This window comes from Micromonospora costi (genome assembly GCF_003626655.1).
Lineage (GTDB): Bacteria > Actinomycetota > Actinomycetes > Mycobacteriales > Micromonosporaceae > Micromonospora > Micromonospora costi.
Genome location: NZ_RBAN01000008.1, coordinates 17,268 through 34,608, shown reverse-complemented (window position 1 = coordinate 34,608; position 17,341 = coordinate 17,268). Strand labels below are relative to the sequence as shown.

Sequence of the window (17,341 nt, the reverse complement as noted above, 5' to 3'; positions counted from 1 at the left end):
CTCGCCGGGCCGTGGCCTGGGCAGCCGCGGGGCAGTTCGTCGGGCGCAAGTCCGGTCAGTCGCGCCAGTTCGTCGAGATCTGTGCACTTGGTCTGGTCAGCCTGTCCGTACTGATGGAACAGGACGCCTTCGGCCTTCAGCACCGCGACCGGGACTTTCGTGCCTTCGAGCAGGCCTTGGAAGCTGGTCTCTGCCGCTGCGATCATCGGACGCCGTCACCATCTGTTCCGGCGACGTGATCAATCGAAGGATCAAAGGGTAAGTACAGCCGTTGTCGATGCGCGACGACGGGGGAGCGACGCGGCCCGCCCCGGGTCAGCCGAGGTCGTGCTCCGCCAGACCGGTGTTGAGGACCCAGGCGAGCGGCATGGTGGCGCGGACGGCGTACTTGTCGCCGTCCAGGTGGTGCATGGTCACGGTTTGCGCCGGGTCCTGCTCGATCATCCAGTACTGCGGGATGCCGGCGGCGGCGTACTCGCTGCGTTTGGTCACCGTGTCCACGCCCTCGGAACCAGGAGAGACGATTTCGACGACGAGGAGGACGTCGTCGACCGGTAGCCACACGCCGTCGGACTGAGGCTTGCTCCAGACGACGAGGTCGGGGATGCGTCCGCCGACGCCGCCGTTACGCCCCAGGATGCGCAGCCCGACGGCCTGAGCGATGCGGTCCGCGGGGATGCCGCCCTGGGCCAGCCATACCATCAGCCGGGTCGCGATGATCGCATGGGCGTATCCCGGCGGTGGCATGATCGAGACGACTCCCTCAGGGCTGATCTCGTACCGGTGGTGTTCGTCCGCAGCCATCATCGCGGTGAGGTCATCGAGCGTCACGACCGGGGGCATGTACCTGCCGACCGCCTCTGAGCTCATGGGTGCATCCTACTGGCCCAGTTGGGCAGCCTCCGGTCACGACGGCCCGATGTTCGGCACTACGGGAGGTGTCGCCAATCCGAACCGCTGTCTGATCACACGTGGTCTGCAGCGAGGGTGATCAGGGCGACGGTGCGGCCGTCCGCGTCGGAGAACTCGACTTCGTATGCAGTCGGCGGGCCGCGGAAGATGTGGACGATGTATCCCGACCACGCCGCCATCCTCCAAGATCATCATGGTTCGACGTGCCGGCCGGTGCTATATGGTCAGCAGGTGAGAATTGAGCGTCACTGGTGGAACGGGGACCGGAGCCCGCGGGGGCGCCGCGACGTCTACATCCGCACCGACGGCCAGCGGTGGGAGGTCGAGGCGCAGGCCGGCGGCACCGCGGGCCGGTCGAAGCTGCACCCCTGTCCGAGTCGGGCCTCTGCCGAGATCCTCGCCGGCGCATGGCTGGGTGGTCGCCCGGAGTGGCGGGAAGTGGTGGCCTGACAGCCGCTGTCAGGAGCACTCCCGGCAGACCTCCTGGCCGTCGAGCTGTGCGGCGAGCTGGCTGCGGTGGTGCACCAGGTAGCAGCGCGAGCATCGGAACTCGTCCGACTGCATCGGCACGACCGCCACGGTCAGTTCCTCGCCGGACAGGTCCGCCCCGGGCAGCTCGAAGGTCTCGGCAGCCTCGGCCTCGTCGACGTCGACCGCTGCCGACTGCGGTGCCGTGCTGCGCGCCTTGAGTTCCTCCAGGCTGTCGTCCTCGGTCTCAACTGCGGGTCGGCGCGGTGCGTCGTAATCGATGGGCTTGCTCATCGTGAAGGCCTCTCCGGCTGTGCACGGGTGTCACGGTGGTGGACCGCGGCCCGCGGCGTGGTGCTCAGGCGAGCGCTGGAAGGGTAGCTCGCCTCGGACGCGACGGCACGTAGCCATGATCGTCATCCCGGCGGCGTGTCACCACCCATTTCCTCGGCTCTGGCCCGGACAGGCACTGCCGGACGTACGCACACCGATCGCAGCGATCAATGCGGACGGGAAGGGTCGGCGTCGCCGGCCTGCAGCCGGGTGAGCAGGGTGCTCACCTCGGTGTGCAGGCGACGCAGCTCCGCCGCCGTCGGGGCCAGCTCGTAACAGTGGTGGTGCGCGGCGGCGGACAGCGTCGCCCAGGCGAACGCCACCCGCCGCGCGACCTCGGCGCCCGGGCCGAGCCGACCCCGCAGCATCAGCTGCTTGGCGCGGCCCTGCCGGCAGGCGGCCACGGGCGGCTTGACCCGCCGCCAGTAGGCGTCGATCCCGCCTTCGAGGGCGAGCCGGATCAGGCAGGCACAGGCCCGCGGCCACCAACCGGCGGTCACCGCGACGGCGCCGAGAAGGCCGGCGCCGCGCAGCAGCTGATCGGCCGCCGCCAGGCAGCGCTCCGGCGCCGGCGCGGTCACGACAGCACCCCCACGAGGAAGCGGACGTCCGCGACCAGTCCGGGCAGGTCCGCCAGGTACGCGCCGTGAACACCTTCCCGACACGCCTTGTACGCGTTCACGGCCCGAGTCCCGTGCCGGCGGCCGAGCCAGCCGAGGACGTCGCCGCCCCGCTCGGCGTCGTCGAAGACGGCGAGGGCGACGATCGTGGCGACCCGGCGGGACGCGTCCTCGATCGCTTTCTCGATGTCGGCGTGCGGCACACCCCGGCCCACCCGGGTGCGCCACACCACCCGGTGGCAGGCGGCCTCGATCGCCGAGCGGCACAGCTCCGCGACCACCGGTCCGCGTACCTCGGCGGTGATCTCCTCGTTGCGGGCCAGCGCGTACGCGTCGTCCAGGTAGCGGGTCACCGGGTCCGACGCGGTGCGCAGCGTCACCACCGACCGTTCCGCCCGGGTCACCTCGACGATCCGCGCCCTGCCCAGGTCGAGGCGGCCGATCGCGTCCGGCAGCCGGGTGTCGTGGGTGAACACCACGACCTGCCGCTGCTCGGCCAGCTCGGCGAGCACCCGGGCGAGCCCGTCCACCTTCGCCGGGTCCATGCTCTGCACCGGGTCGTCGACGACGATGAACCGGAACGGGCTCTCCGGCGCGCAGCCGCGCGGCAGGAACGTCGCCAGGCCGAGGGCGTGCATCTCGCCCTGGCTCATCACCCCGAGCGCGGTGCCGTTGTCGGCGCCGTCCACGCTGACCGGGAAGACCACCCGGCGCCGCGTGTTGTTCCCCTCCAGCTTCATGGCGCCGAGTTCGACGTTGCTCTCCTGCCGTAGCTGCGCCCAGATCCGCTGCGAGTGCTCCGCGAACGGCGCCAGCCGCTCGTTGCGCAGGTCCGCAGCGGTGGCCTTCAGCCATGTCCGGGCGGCCTTCAGCCGCGCCAGCGTCGCTTCCCGCTCCGGCAGCCGGGCGGCGGCGTCCGCCCAGGCCCGCAGCTCCGCGGCCGCCTGCCGCCAGCCGGTGCCGCGCTCCCGCAGGATCTTTTCGGCGTACGCGCGGGCGGCCCGCGCCGCGTCCACGACCGCCGGGTAGCGGGCGGTCAGGTGCGCCGCCAACTCCGCCGGCTCACCCGGTACGCGCCGCAGCTCCGCCACCGCCCGCCGCAGGGCATCGACCGGCACCCCCGGAGCGTCACCATCGGGCACCGCCAGGTCGTCGACGAAGTGCCGCACCTGCTTGAGTAGTGCGTCCAGCCGGGTGTTCGCCGCCTGCGCGGCGAGGCTCCGGTCCCGCAGCTGGACCAGCGACTCGGCCGCGGCCGTACGCCAATCGGCGTCGAGCATGCCCGCGGAGCAGACCGGGCAGGATCCGTCGCCGGTGTCCTCGTGGTGCTCGATGGCCAGACGCAGCAACTCCGCGCTGCGCAGCGCCGCCCGCGACCGCCCACCGTCGTGCCGGCTCGCCGCCGCCGTGGCGTCGGCGAGCCGGGCGGCCAGGCCCGCCACCTGCTCGGGCGCGGGCACGGGCAGCTCGACCAGCGCCCGGCACAGCAGCAGCGGCCCGTCGGCGGTGACCTCGTCCGGTTCGTCGAGGATCGCGGTCAGCGCCGCCAGAGCCACCAGGCCACGCCCCTTCAGCAGCGCGGCCGCCCGCCGAGCCCGGTCGTCGTCCACTTCGGCCAGGCGTTCGGCGAGGGCGGTTCGCTGCGCGCGTACCTCCTTGATGGCCGCCTCGACGGGCCGGGCAGCGGCCATCAGCCGCTGGTCGGCGTCGGTGATCGCCTCCAGGCCGAGGATCGCGGAGATCGCGTCGAAGAGCTGGCTCTGCGTGCCGGCGGTGAGCCGGCCCAGCTCGGCGGCGGTCAGGAACGGCCGGTACAGGGCCAGTGGACGTGCCAGCCCCAGCTCGGCCAGGTCCGCGTGCCGCCCCCGTTCGCTGGTGACCGTCACCTCCGCGTCGGCGAGCCCCGCCCCGAGCGGCCACGACCGGGACACCGCCACCGGCCTGGCCACGCCGTCGACGCGCAGCTGCACGTCGATCCAGCACGGGTCCGGGGTGTGCAGGTTGCGCCACCCCGTACGCCAGACGCTGGTGCGGTCCGCCCACCGGGCGCTGTCGCCGGTCAGCGCCAGCTCGACGGCCTCCGCGAAGCTCGACTTGCCCGACCCGTTGCGCCCGACCACCAGCGTGATCCCCGGACCCGGGCCGATCGGCAGGGTGCGCTCCGGACCGACCCCGCGGAAACCCGCCACGGTGATCGAGGAGAGCCAGATCTGCGCCGGCGGCTCGGCGGCGACCGGCGTGACCGGGGCCAGGCTGGTCGAGTCGCCATCGAGCGCGGCGGCCAGGTCGGTCTCGCCGGTGAGCGCGGCGAGGACGACCTCGGCGGTGTTGTCGGGTACGTGGTCGTCGGCGAGCCGGTTGAAGATCAGCTCGACCAGGGGATCGGTGCGGGTCATGAGGACCTCCGGCTGACGTGGGCGGTTGAGGGCGTGCGGTGCCGGCGGGGCCGGCGTGGCCGGTCCGCTGGTTTCTCGTGAGTTGCAGGCCGGGCTCGACGTGACGGCTCGGCTCAGAGCGCTGGCCCGGCGGTCAGGCCGCCAGCGCGTGCAAGTCGCGCAGGAACGCCTCGACCAGGTCGTGCGCCCGCTGGCGTACGTCGAAGGTCTCCTCGACCCGGCGGCGCGCCATGTGCGCGAGGCTGTCGGCGGCCTCGTTCAGGCAGTGGTGGGCGTGAGCCTTGACGTGCGTGAACGTCAGGTCCGGACGCTCGGCGGCCAGCTCCGCGAGCCGGACCAGGGTGGGCTTCAGCCCCGAGTGCCGGGGGCGCAGGTCGTAGCCGGCCGGCATCGCCTCGACGTCGCCGCCCTGCCAGCGGTGCAGGTAGGTCACCGCCGGAAGACAGTCCACCAGCACCGTCATCCCGGGCGGCGGCGTGTCGTACGCGGTGAGCAGGAACTCGACCGCCCGCAGCTCGCTCACCAGCACCCGCGAGCAGCCCGTCGGGTCGGTACGCCCCGGACGGCGACTGCGCACGCCGTACCGGCCATCACTGGCCACGTACCCGATGCCGCCGGCCCGGCCCTTCCAACTGGCGTCGGTCGCGGCGATCAGCGGCCCGCACGTCGTCGCCCAACGGCGGACCTGCCCACGGCTCGGCAGCTCGTTGTTCGGCCGGCAGGCCAGGTCGTGGCGGGCGGCGAGCCGCTCGGCGGTGTCGAGCAGCTGCGCGGCCTCGCCGAACTCGTCGTAACGGGCGGCGGTCAGCGCCAACCGGACGGCGTCGCCGATCGAGGTACAGGGCTCGCAGCGCCGGGGCTTGACGTAGGTGCGGAGGGCGAGGGCGCGGTCGTGCAGGGAAGTGGGGAGCAACTCCAGGGTGCGATGGAACTCGTCGGGACGCATGACCGCTCCTCTCAGAACTCGGTGACGTCGGTGACGGCGGCGGTCAGCTTGTCGCCGGAGCGCTTGGTGCTCGCCATCTCCTCTTCCTGTACCGAGGCAGAGTCGCCGGTCACCTCGAAGGTGTTGATGATCGGGTCCTCGGCGCCCTTCACCTGGTAGGTCACCTCGTACGTCTTGGACGGGTCCAGGTCGCCGTCGCCGGTGTACGTCACGTCGATCCGATAGGTGACGTTGCATCCCGCGCTGCCGAAGCACTGCTTGCGGAGGATCTTCACCTTCAGCTTGAAGTCGTTCTTCGTGGGCGTCGCGTAGACGGGGAGCGGAGCCGGCTCGGTGGTCGTCGGGGCAGCCACGGCGGTCGTGGGCGCCGCGGTCGCGACGGGGGCGGTGGGAGTGGCCGGGCTGGCGGCCCTGCTCTGCTTCGCGGTTTCCCCGTCGTCGGTCGTGGCCAGCAGAGCGCCGCCAGCGCCGAGGCAGAGCAGCAGCACCAGGACGCCGCCACCGACGATCCATCCGAGGGGCTTCCGTCCGGTCCCGATGGGCTGGGGGTTCTCGATCCCCGGTGCGTCGGGCTTCACTCCGTCCGGCGGCGGGAACTGTTGCTGGGTCATGGCTTTCTCCTTCCGGTGAAGGTGGGCAGGGGAACAGGCCCGGCGGACCGGGTGGATGGCTGTGCGTGGGGGGAACGAGGTGGATCGCGCGTCAGGCCGACGGGATCGAGACGACCTCGACGTCGACGCCATCGATGCGCAGGGTCTTCATCGCCTGGTAGAGCGCGACCTGGGCGAAGGTGAAGAGCGTGTCGACGGTGACCGTCCGGCCGGACTTGAGGGCGATCGCGTAGACGACCTTGCGCGGCCGGAAGCCGTCGGTGAGCTCGGACGCTCGGGCCTGCCGACGCACCAGCTCCAGGAACGCGGTGCGGGCGTCGGCCTCGTAGCGGAGGGCCTCGGCGGAGGTGACGCCCTGGGCGAAGAGGTGGCTCAGCGGGGAGCTGCCTGACGCCCGCTTGACGTGGATCAGCTCGCCGTTGGGGCCGAGCAGGTCGCACGCCTCGATGCCGCGCGGGTGCTGCGCCGTGTAAAGGAGCTTCTTGTCGAGCAGGACGAAGCGCGGATCCCGCTGGGCGACCTCATGGTTGTAGGCGCTCTCGTTTGACAGATCGCTCGTCCACGGCGGCAGGACGATGTCGGACGGCCGGTCGAGGATCTGGGCGATCTCCTGGCGCAGGAACTCGCGGTGCCGGTCGCCGATCTCGTACCACCGGTCCTCGTGGAGCAACAGGTGCATGTCGTCGACCGCCACCTCCGCGGTGAGCCAGCGGGAGACCGGAGCCGACGTCATCGCCTCCTTGCCGGCCACGTCGGCGCAGAGGATGACCCGCCCGGTTCGGAGCCCGGTCCACCGGTCACCGTCCAGCGCACCGTTGGTGTGGGCGAGGATCGTGGGCAGGTCCAGCTCCGTGGTGCGGGTCGCGGCGCGGCCGGACTTCGGCACGGAGATCCGGTACGAGGCGACGTGCTCGATGTCGCCGACGAGGTCGCCGGGCACGGCGAGCGCGAGGTTCTCCGGGTCGGTCAGACCCAGCCGCTGGTCGAGCTCGTCGTCGAGATCCGGCAGGCGAGGGTCGTTCGCCGGCACCGGGCGGATCTGCGTGATGAACTCCAGATCGGCCAGGGGCGACTCCTGCCGGCACACCCGGTCGATCTCGCGAAGGTCAGCCAGCAGTCCGTCGGGGTCCACGCTGAGGGGCAGGTGCAGAGCCTCGCCGCCGTCGACCTTCACCGGCTTGCCGGTGCGGCGGCACGCGGTCAGGTTCGGGTTGTCCGTACGGCCGCACACCTGGCCGACGATCTCGCCCCACTTGTCGATGCCGTACTTCCAGATGGGCTGACCGCCCGGCACCAGGCTGCGGTCCACGCGTCCGCTCGCGCCGACCATCCGCCGGCGGACCTGGCGGATCTCGCTCGGCAGCAGGGCGCGCACGGCGAAGGACACCCCGAAGGTGGGGTCGAACTTCTCCCGCACGACCAGGAAGCGGCCGAGGGTGCCGTACGCCAGGACGTACGCGCGCTCGTCGACGGCGAGGAGCAGCGCCCCGCCGCCGTTGCTGTAGCCCAGGTCAATGTCCCGGCCGACGAGCCCGGCCAGCACGTCGCACCACTCGGCCCGTGGGCGCGCCACGCTGCCGTGCACCAGGACCGCCGGCACACCCACGACCTCGATGGCGCTCGGCTCGAAGCCGTGCTCGCGAAGGTAGTCGTCGTTGAGCGCGGTCATCAGCCCCTCGGGCGTGGGAGGCACGTCGAGCCGGTAGACGGTGGTCGGGTAGGTGCCCGGCGGAGCGGGCGGCAGCGGGCACTCGAAGAGCGCGAGCTGGGGCGAGACGGGGCGCCGACGGTCCTTGCGGACCGAGGCGCGGACGGTTCTGGCACCGGGGGTCATCGCACTGTGCATCTCGAACTCCTCGCGTAGAGATTCGTGTTGCCGGTTGTGCGGGGTGGGGGCGCGTTGAGGGCGGGCTTCGCGGGGTCCCGCCCTCAACGCCGGGGAGTCAGCTCAGGGCGACGGTGACGCCGCCGGAGAACGGCGAGTCGTGCAGCTCGAGCTTCGCGAGCTTGACGTTCTTCGGGATGTCGAAGACGACCACGCCGGTGACCTGGTTGCCGGGGTTGATGTCGTTGAGGAACGTGTCGGCGTTCTTGTTGGCGTAGAGAGCGGCCTCGCCGTCCGCGGAGTACTCGGTGCCGTTCGCGGCGTACGCCTTCTGGCTGCTGCCGTCGAACATCTGCGACTCCTTGCCGACGTTCTTCACGTTGACCGTGACCAGGCAGAACTGGCCCTGCGCCTTGGCGCCGAGCAGGTCGGTGCCGACCTTGGCGACGCCGCACTTGGACGACTTCACCGTGAATTCGAACTTGCCGTCCCGGGCCGGCTGGCCGATCTTCGCGGTCTTCGGCTTGTCGTCGTCCTTGGCGCCGCCCGCGTTGTCGCTGGCGGCGTCCGCGTCGTTGCTGGAGCTGCTCGCGTTGTCGGTCGAGCCGGCGCCGCAGCCGAGGGCGACGACGGCGGTGGCGAGCAGGGCGAAGGTCGTGGTCTTGCGCATGGCTTCTCCCGAGTGGGGCATGGCGGCGCACAGGGACGCCGCAGGGGGATGAACAGTGATCGCGCCGCAACCAGCGCGGCGAAAGCAACGTTAGTAAACCACTGCGTGAAAACACTGTCAAACGCCATGTTGCCATCAACCGTACGCTGCCCTAGGGTTGCGGTGACCGGCCGTCAACGAGGAGTAGACATGCCACAGGTCACCGCCGCAGAGATCTCTCGCATGGCCGGCGTCAGCCGGGCGACCGTCAGCAACTGGCGCCGCCGCCACGCCGACTTCCCGTCACCATCCGGCGGGACCGAGACGAGCCCGGCGTACGACCTGGACGCAGTACGTTCCTGGCTCAGCGGCCGAGGTCAGCTGCCAGCCGAAACGCCGGCGGAGGATCTGCGAGCGGCCCTGCGTGAACGCCCAGAAAGGGCGGACCCGACACGGCTGCTACCGCTGGTGCTTGCCGCGCACCGGCTCGACCCGGGGCACCTCGACAGGGTCCTGGAGTTGCCCGACGAGGATCTGATCCGGCGTGCCACCGACCTCGTGGGCGATGCGGCGACGTACGGCGGCGACGAGGCTCCGGTCTTGCGGACGCTACTGCGGTGCGTGCGCGTAGATGGGGCGCTGGTCGCCGCCGACATTCTTGCCGAGCGGGGCACCGACGATTCGACCACGACGGGCACGTACCGAACGCCGGCAGAGGTGGCGGATCTCATGGCCGATCTGCTGCTCAGCCGCGACAGGCGCTTCCCCTCTGACGTGTACGACCCGGCCTGCGGGATCGGCGGGTTGCTTGCCGCGGCTGCCCGTCATGGGGCTCGCCGGCTGTATGGGCAGGATCTGCTGCCCGCCCAGGCGGTGCAGGCCGCGACACGGCTCGGTCTGCAACATCGCAACGCGAAAGCCGACATCCGCAGCGGTGACAGCCTGCGCGACGACGCCTTCCCGAGCCTGGGGGCCGGTGCAATCCTGTGTAACCCCCCGTACGGCAACCGGGACTGGGGCCAGGAGGTCCTCGCGTACGACCCGCGCTGGGTCTACGGCCTACCACCGAAGGGTGAGCCCGAGCTGGCCTGGGTCCAGCACTGCCTCGCACACCTCGCACCTGGCGGCCGTGCAGTCCTGCTGATGCCACCCGCGACCGCCGAACGCACCTCCGGTCGCCGCATTAGAGCGGAGCTGGTGAAGAGCGGGGCACTCCGAGCGGTCATGGCGCTACCGGCCGGCGCCGCACCACCCCCGCACATCGGCCTGAACCTGTGGGTCCTGACGCGAACCGAAGACGAATCTCAGGCGGCACCCGACACCGTGCTCTTCGTCGACGCCGTCGGACCAGGCCGACAGGGCTGGGAGTCTGTCCGCGAGGCCGTGCTCAGCGCCTGGTCGGCGTATGAGGAAGGGGTCTTCGAGGCGGTCCCCTCCGTGGCACGGGCAGTGCCGGTCGTCGACCTGCTCGCCGGGCCGACCGACCTCACCCCGGCCCGGCATGTTCAGTCGGTGACGACGGCCATCCGGCCCGCGGACCACATGCGGCAGGTACGGCGGAAGCGCACCGAGCTTCGACAAGCAGCGGACAGGCTTCTCAGCGCGACGGAGCCGGGCGAACGGTGGACCGCCTCCGGCAAACAGCCTCAAACCTGGCGCACGACGGCTGTCGCGGACCTGCTCCGGGGCGGGGCGCTGACGTTGCTGCGCGCTGTTCCCGCTGGTCGCGCCCCCACCGTTGACTCGGACGTCGAGGTGCGCGCGGGGGATGTCATCCTGCCGGAGCTGTTCGCCCGGCCGTACCGTGCCCGCGTCGCCGATTCCGCGGACGAGGGCCGACCGCTGGGCCGGCAGCATCTCCTGCTGCGTCCCGACCCGCAGCGCCTGGACCCGTGGTTCCTCGCGGGCTTCCTCAGCGCGGAGGAGAACGTCAATGCGGCCGCCACCGGGAGCACCATCGTGCGAGTCGACGTCCGCCGGCTGCAGGTGCCTGTCATGGCGCTGCCCGACCAGCAACGGTACGGGCGGGCGTTCCGCCAGGTGCAGGAGCTGCGCGAGGCGGCCGACGCGGTGAGTCGACTCGCCGAGGAGGCCGCCGACGCCTTCGGCATTGGACTGAGCGGCGGAGCGCTGCTTCCACCGGACGAGGAGCAGCCGTGACCGATGTTGCGCTGTCACCATTCGCGGTGGCGCCGCTACCGTAAGACCCCCACCGGATTGAGTTTGCTGGGACCAGGGGCGTTCGCGCGCCCGACGAGTAGTGAAAGCGAGCTGTTCACGTGAGTACCCACCAGAGCCTGGCCGGCTTCATCTGGTCGGTCGCCGACCTGCTGCGCGGCGACTACAAGCAGTCGGAGTACGGCAAGGTGATCCTGCCGCTGACCGTGCTGCGCCGCCTGGACTGCGTCATGGCGCCGACCCGCAAGGCAGTGTGGGACCGAGACGCCTCGCTGAAGCTCACCAACAAGGACCAGTTGCTCCGGCTCGCGGCCGGCCTGCCGTTCTACAACACGTCCCAGCAGAGCTTCGAGACCATCGGAGCGTCCGCGCCGGACGTAGCGAAGAACCTCACCGACTACATCAACGGCTTCTCGCCGAACGCTCGCGAGATCATCGACAAGTACGACTTCCACACGCAGATCGCGCGCCTACAGTCGGCCAAGCTGCTCTATCCGGTGGTGCAGAAGTTCCGGGACATCGACCTCAGCCCGGAGCGGGTCGACAACCATCAGATGGGCTACGTCTTCGAGGAACTGATCCGGCGCTTCTCCGAAATCTCGAACGAGACCGCCGGTGAGCACTTCACCCCGCGCGAGGTCATCAAGCTCATGGTGAACCTGCTCATCGGCCCGGACAGCGGGCACCTCACCGGAGCACCAGTGATCAACGTCCTGGACCCGGCCTGCGGCACCGGCGGAATGCTCTCGGCGGCGGAGGAGGTCATCACCTCGCTCAACCCGAGCGCGACGGTGCGCCTCTTCGGTCAGGAACTGAACCCCGAGTCGTACGCCATCTGCCGCTCCGACATGATGCTCAAGGGCCAGGACCCGTCGAACATCCATCTGGGCAACTCGTTCAGCGACGACGGCCACGAGGGCCGGCGGTTCGACTACCTGCTGGCCAACCCGCCCTTCGGGGTGGAATGGAAGAAGGTGAAGGACGAGGTCGAGGCCGAGGCCAAGCTCGAGCACCTGGGCCGCTTCGGCGCCGGCCTGCCGCGCATCAACGACGGCTCGTTCCTCTTCCTGCAGCACATGATCTCCAAGATGGAGCCGCCGGAGAAGGGTGGCTCCCGCATCGCCATCGTCTTCAATGGCTCGCCGCTCTTCACCGGCGCCGCGGAGTCCGGCGAGTCGAACATCCGCCGCTGGATCCTCGAGAACGACCTGCTCGAGGGCATCGTCGGCCTGCCCGACCAGCTCTTCTACAACACCGGCATCTCCACGTACTTCTGGATCCTTTCCAACCGGAAGGCGGAGAACCTCGAGCGCAAGGTGATCCTGCTCGACGCCCGGGACCAGTGGGTCAAGATGCGCAAGAGCCTCGGTGACAAGCGCAAGATGATCTCCGAGGAGCAGATCGCCTACATCACCAGGCTCTACGGCCAGGCCCTCACCATCGCGGCGGACGACGTGCACCCGGATCACGGAAAGGTCAAGGTCTTCCGGACCACGGACTTCGGCTACCAGCGGATCACCGTGGAGCGGCCGCTCAAGCTCCGCTTCGAGATCACCGAGGAGACCCTTGCCGCGCTCGCGGAGAGCAAGCCGCTTTCCCGGTACGCGCACCGCGACGAGCTGATCGGCGCATTCAAGCCGCTGCTCGGCGCGGTGTGGCGTACCAAGGCCGAGGCCAAGGACGCACTCCACGCGGCCGCCGTCGCTGGTGGCGTGCTGTGGCCGTCCGGCGCCGCCGCGAAGGCCATCATGGACAGCGTCTCCGTCAGCGACCCGGACGGGGAGGTGCAAAAGGTCAAGGGTGAGGTCGTGCCGGACCCGGACCTGCGTGACTACGAGAACGTGCCGCTCGCCGAGGACATCCACGAGTACGTCGAGCGCGAGGTGAGCCCGCACGTCGCCGACGCGTGGGTCGACGAGAGCAAGACCAAGATCGGGTACGAGATCCCGTTCACTCGCCACTTCTACGTCTACAAACCGCCTAGGCCGCTGGCCGAGATCGACGCCGAACTTCGGGAGCTGGAATCTCAGATTCAAGCGTTGCTGAGCGAGGTGACCGGCGGAGATGAGTGACATTTATAAGTGGGAGTCCCGCCGCGCACGGCATGTAATGCGGCGGATTGACGTGCGCGGCGCCAACGCCCCGCTTGCCTCTGCTACGAAGACCGGAGTTTCCCTACGCGATGACCTCGACTTTTCGGTCTGGAACCCGGACTCGAACGTCTCAAACTACAAGCTCGTCGAGCCCAACGACTTCGTAATTGGACTTCGATCATTCCAACATGGGATTTCCCACTCCCAAGTGAGAGGGATCGTGAGTCCGGCCTACCACGTCCTCCGTTGTGTCGACGGCCTTGAGCCTCGGTACTACAAGTACTACTTCAGGTCTCAATTGCTAATCTCGATGCTGGCGAACATTACCCAAGGCATACGCCAGGGTCAGAGCATCGACATGGATGCGTTTGCCGACGTGCGACTGCCGGTACCTCCGCTTGAAGAGCAGTGGCGGATCGCCAACTTCCTCGACGCCGAAACCGCCCGCATGGATCGCCTAGTCGAGCTTTATAGTCGGACAGGTGCGCTGGTGACCGAGAAGGAGCAGGCGGTTCGTGATGTTGTCATTGACGAAGCGTTCAAGTCGCATGGATCAGTGCCGTTAAGAAGGCTGGCTAGAGGTATTACTCAGGGTTCGAGTCCGCAATGTGACAACATTCCTGCCGACGGCGACGAGTGGGGAGTTCTGAAACTCAGCTCCGTGAAGCGAGCGGTTTTCAAAGCGCCTGAGAACAAGCGGCTTCCGAGCGGCGTAACGCCGGACAAGCGGCATGTAGTGCGGTCTGGAGACCTGTTGGTAACGCGTGCCAACACGCCAGATTTGGTGGGTGACGCCGCGATCGCGGCAGTCGACGGCCGAAAACTTTTGCTCCCTGATTTGATATACCGGCTCGACCTCCTGGACGGAGTCCTGGTGTCTTTTGCCCTGCAATGTATTCTCAGTACTCGCACACGACAATTGGTGCGTGAAGTTGCTCGTGGCTCTTCACAGTCGATGGTGAAGCTCCGAGGTGAGGACATCCTCGCCTGGCCCGTGCCTAAGTTGACTTCGAAAGAGCAGCAGGCTTTGGTGACTGAGATAGAAGATAGGTCAGCGCAATTGGCGGGCGTGCCAGTGGCTATTCAACGTCAACTCCGTCTCCTCGCAGAGCGGCGGCAGGCGTTGATTACGGCGGCGGTCACCGGACAGTTCGATGTCAGCACCGCGAGGGGGGCGGACCTGTCGTGAGCGCACAGGTCTACAAGGAAGACGCGTTCGAGAAGACGATCGAGGCTGAACTCCTCGCAGCCGGCTGGCACCGCGGGCTGTCGAACGGCTATCGGCCCGACCTCGGCCTGGACACCGGCGAGCTGGACACCTTCATCGGAGCGACCCAGAAGAAGGAGTTCGACCGGCTGATCACCGCCTACGGCGATCTGGCCACCGCCCAGCGGGAGTTCGCAAAGCGGGTCGCGGCCGAGATCGACAAGCGGGGTGCGCTCGACGTGCTCCGCAACGGGGTCAAGGACCGGGGCGTCACTATCCAGCTCTGTTACTTCCGGCCCGGCCACACACTCGCCGTTGGCGCGCTCGACGAGTACCAGGCGAACCGGCTTACCGTGGTGCGGCAGTTGCGCTACTCGGCGAAGACGGGCGACGAGCTGGACCTGGGCCTGTTCGTCAACGGCATCCCGATCGCCACCGCCGAGCTAAAGAACACGCTGACCGGGCAGGATGTCGAGGATGCGAAGCGCCAGTACCGGAAGGACCGCGACCCTAAGGAGCTGATCTTCGCGCGCCGTAGCCTCGTGCACTTCGCCGTCGATCCGCACCTCGTCTTCCTGACGACGCGGCTGGCCGGCGATCGGACGCGGTTCCTGCCCTTCAACGTGGGCTCGGATGGGCCTGGGGTATCCGGCGGTGCGGGCAACCCTCCCGCGCCGGCCGACGGCTACCAGACCTCCTATCTGTGGCGTCAGGTGTGGCAGCGGGACAACTTCCTCGAACTGCTGCAACGGTTCGTGCATGTGGAGGTTCCGAAGAAGGGCAAGCCCAACCCGCACGGGAGCCCGTTGATCTTCCCGCGTTACCACCAGTGGCACGCCGTGCGGCAGATGGTCGACCACGCCGCCCAGCACGGCGCGGGCCACAACTACCTGATCGAGCACTCGGCCGGCTCCGGCAAGTCGAACACGATCGCCTGGCTGGCGCACCGGCTGTCCAACCTGCACGATGCGAACAACCGACCGGTCTTCGAGAAGGCCATCGTCATTACCGACCGGGTCGTACTCGACCGGCAGTTGCAGGACACGATCTACCAGTTCGACCACGTGGCAGGCGTGGTCAGGAAGATCGACGAGGATTCCCAGCAGCTCGCCGACGCCCTCACCGGCTCGACCGCCCGGGTGATCATCACGACGTTGCAGAAGTTCCCGTTCGTGCTCGACAAGGTCGCCAAGCTGGGCGAGCGCCGGTACGCAGTGATCATTGACGAGGCGCACTCGTCGCAGTCGGGGGAGTCAGCGAACGCGTTGAAGAAGGCGCTCGGTCGGCTCGGCTCGGACGACATCGACGCCGACGGCGACCTGTTGACCGCCTCCGCCCTGGCACGAGGCAGGCATGGGAACCTGTCCTACTTCGCCTTCACCGCCACGCCGAAGCAGAAGACGCTGGAGCTGTTCGGCACCCGCAACCCCGAGACCGGCCAGATGGAGCCGTTCCACGTCTACTCGATGCGCCAGGCCGTCGAGGAGGGCTTCATCCTGGACGCGCTGCGCAACTACATCACGTACGAGGCGCGGTGGCGGCTGGCCAACGCGGCAGTCGAGGCCACGGAGACCGCCGACCCCGAGGTCGACCCGAAGAAGGCCAAGGCCAAACTGGTACGGGCGGCCGAGCTGCACCCCGAGTCGCAGGACCAGCGGGCGCAGATCATCATCGAACACTTCCGTACCGAGGTCAGCGAGCGCATCGGCGGGCGGGCCAAGGCCATGGTGGTGACCCGCTCGCGCGAGCACGCGCTGCGGCTCTACCAGGCGATGCGCAAGTACCTCGACAAGCGTGGCATCACCGACTGCGCGCCGCTCGTGGCGTTCTCCGGCACGCTCACCCTCGACGGCATCGACTACACGGAGCCGAAGCTCAACGGCTTCTCCGAGGCGGCGCTGCCGGACGCCTTCGCGTACACGAAGGCCGGCGATCCGCAGGCCGCGGCCCGTAACCAGACCGAGTACCGGATCCTGGTCGTCGCCGAGAAGTACCAGACGGGCTTCGACCAGCCGCTGCTCGCGGCGATGTACGTCGACAAGCCGCTCGCCGGCGTGGCAGCCGTTCAGACCCTGTCCCGCTTGAACCGCACCCATCCGGACAAGACGCAGGACGATGTCTTCGTGCTCGACTTCGCCAACAAGGCCGAGGACATCCAGAAGGCGTTCAAGCCGTACTTCGAAACCACCATCACCGAGCCGACCGACCCGAACCTGCTCTACGACAAGCAGCGCGAGGTGATGGATTATCAACTGCTTGTCGAGTCGGAGATGGACGCCTTCGCCGAGGCCCTGCTCGCCGCCGAGCAGTCCTCGACGACCGACGGGCAACTGGAGAAGGCGCACGCCGCGCTGTACCGGTTCCTTGAGCCGGCGGTCGACCGGTTCACCGAGCTCGCCAAGGACGACCGAGACCGCGCCGAGGAGTTCCGCTCGTCGGTGAGCGACTACGTCCGGGCGTACGGCTTCCTGGCCCAGGTCGTCGGGTACGCCGACCCGGACCTGGAACGGCTCTACCTCTACAGCCGCTTTCTGCTCCGGCGGCTACCTCGCGAGCCCGGTGCGGGCGTGGATGTCGGCGAGGCGACGCTGAGCCACCTGCGCATCCGCAAGCTCGGTGAGGAAGACCTGTCGCTGCAGCCCTCCGGCGCGCACCTCATCCCCGGCTTCTCGCCCGACGGCGGTGCCGCTCGCCGGGTCGAGGAGAAGCCGCTCAGCGAGGTGATCGAGGAACTCAACGAGCGCTTCGGCTACGACCTCAGCTCGTCCGATCAGATCCTGCTCGTGCAGCAGATCATCTCACTGGCCGAGGACGAGAAGATGCAACAGGTCGCGCTCAACAACGACATCGAAAGGTTCGGTCAGGTCGCCGACCCGGAGCTGGACAACATCGTTGCCCGCAACCACGATCGCAACACCGCATTCGTCGGGCGGTACTTCGACAACCCGGAGTTCCAGGCCGCCGTCAAGGCGGAGGCCCGGCGCCGGGCGTACGGCCTGATCCTGAGCCCGTCTCGCGCCGAAGCCCTGCGCAAGCTCCGCAGTCAGGTCTCCGAGGCGAGCGAGAAGCGTGAAATAGTGACCACCGGCGAGTGACGATCCGG

The 17,341-nt window shown here is 68.9% G+C and carries 15 protein-coding genes; 6 read left to right on the top strand and 9 right to left on the bottom strand.

Annotated features, from left to right (window positions below; genetic code table 11):
• Positions 1-11: 11 nt before the first annotated feature.
• Positions 12-239 (top strand): hypothetical protein, encoded by a 228-nt coding sequence (locus D7193_RS33325; RefSeq protein WP_147434477.1) that lies wholly within the window; start codon positions 12-14, stop codon positions 237-239.
• A gap of 76 nt (positions 240-315) precedes the next feature.
• Here D7193_RS33325 and D7193_RS30175 read toward each other — a convergent pair whose 3' ends face one another.
• Positions 316-831: a Uma2 family endonuclease gene (locus D7193_RS30175; protein ID WP_241563639.1), complete on the bottom strand. Its 516-nt coding sequence runs from the start codon at positions 829-831 to the stop codon at positions 316-318.
• A gap of 134 nt (positions 832-965) precedes the next feature.
• A complete protein-coding gene (locus D7193_RS34950; protein WP_120783062.1) occupies positions 966-1,091 on the bottom strand; it encodes a DUF4926 domain-containing protein in 126 nt (41 codons plus the stop codon).
• Positions 1,092-1,143: 52 nt separating this feature from the next.
• Here D7193_RS34950 and D7193_RS30165 point away from each other — a divergent pair, with 52 nt between their 5' ends.
• Complete coding sequence (locus tag D7193_RS30165) at positions 1,144-1,362, top strand: hypothetical protein (protein ID WP_120783164.1); 219 nt, start codon at positions 1,144-1,146, stop codon at positions 1,360-1,362.
• A gap of 9 nt (positions 1,363-1,371) precedes the next feature.
• On the opposite strand, the gene D7193_RS30160 is transcribed toward D7193_RS30165, so the two are convergent.
• From D7193_RS30160 to D7193_RS30130, 7 genes are all read right to left on the bottom strand, one after another.
• On the bottom strand, positions 1,372-1,674 hold the full coding sequence (locus D7193_RS30160; protein ID WP_120783061.1) for a DUF4193 domain-containing protein: 303 nt from the start codon (positions 1,672-1,674) through the stop codon (positions 1,372-1,374).
• Positions 1,675-1,880: 206 nt separating this feature from the next.
• The gene (locus tag D7193_RS30155) at positions 1,881-2,294 is read right to left on the bottom strand and encodes a hypothetical protein (RefSeq protein WP_120783060.1); all 414 of its coding nucleotides are present in this window, start codon (positions 2,292-2,294) and stop codon (positions 1,881-1,883) included.
• Positions 2,291-4,729 carry an AAA family ATPase gene (locus tag D7193_RS30150; protein WP_120783059.1) on the bottom strand — a complete coding sequence of 813 codons (2,439 nt, stop codon included), beginning with the start codon at positions 4,727-4,729 and terminating at the stop codon, positions 2,291-2,293. The genes D7193_RS30155 and D7193_RS30150 overlap by 4 nt, the downstream gene beginning before the upstream one ends.
• A 133-nt stretch (positions 4,730-4,862) precedes the next feature.
• Positions 4,863-5,675, bottom strand: a complete 813-nt coding sequence (locus tag D7193_RS30145; protein WP_120783058.1) for an RNase H family protein — start codon at positions 5,673-5,675, stop codon at positions 4,863-4,865.
• 11 nt (positions 5,676-5,686) lie between these two features.
• Positions 5,687-6,286 (bottom strand): hypothetical protein, encoded by a 600-nt coding sequence (locus tag D7193_RS30140; RefSeq protein ID WP_120783057.1) that lies wholly within the window; start codon positions 6,284-6,286, stop codon positions 5,687-5,689.
• 91 nt (positions 6,287-6,377) lie between these two features.
• Positions 6,378-8,132 (bottom strand): DUF6119 family protein, encoded by a 1,755-nt coding sequence (locus tag D7193_RS30135; RefSeq protein WP_120783056.1) that lies wholly within the window; start codon positions 8,130-8,132, stop codon positions 6,378-6,380.
• A 97-nt stretch (positions 8,133-8,229) separates the two neighbouring features.
• Positions 8,230-8,781, bottom strand: a complete 552-nt coding sequence (locus D7193_RS30130) for a DUF4352 domain-containing protein (RefSeq protein ID WP_120783055.1) — start codon at positions 8,779-8,781, stop codon at positions 8,230-8,232.
• 189 nt (positions 8,782-8,970) lie between these two features.
• On the opposite strand from D7193_RS30130, the gene D7193_RS30125 reads away from it, so the two are divergent.
• The 4 genes from D7193_RS30125 (at position 8,971) to D7193_RS30110 (ending at position 17,333) form a co-directional block, all read left to right on the top strand.
• Entirely contained in the window at positions 8,971-10,920 is a 1,950-nt protein-coding gene (locus tag D7193_RS30125) for an N-6 DNA methylase (protein ID WP_120783054.1), read from the top strand.
• A gap of 119 nt (positions 10,921-11,039) precedes the next feature.
• Positions 11,040-13,010 (top strand): type I restriction-modification system subunit M, encoded by a 1,971-nt coding sequence (locus tag D7193_RS30120; RefSeq protein WP_120783053.1) that lies wholly within the window; start codon positions 11,040-11,042, stop codon positions 13,008-13,010.
• On the top strand, positions 13,003-14,220 hold the full coding sequence (locus D7193_RS30115) for a restriction endonuclease subunit S (protein WP_120783052.1): 1,218 nt from the start codon (positions 13,003-13,005) through the stop codon (positions 14,218-14,220). The genes D7193_RS30120 and D7193_RS30115 overlap by 8 nt, the downstream gene beginning before the upstream one ends.
• Positions 14,217-17,333: a type I restriction endonuclease subunit R gene (locus D7193_RS30110; protein WP_120783051.1), complete on the top strand. Its 3,117-nt coding sequence runs from the start codon at positions 14,217-14,219 to the stop codon at positions 17,331-17,333. Before D7193_RS30115 ends, D7193_RS30110 begins: the two co-directional genes overlap by 4 nt.
• The last annotated feature ends 8 nt before the right edge of the window (positions 17,334-17,341 follow it).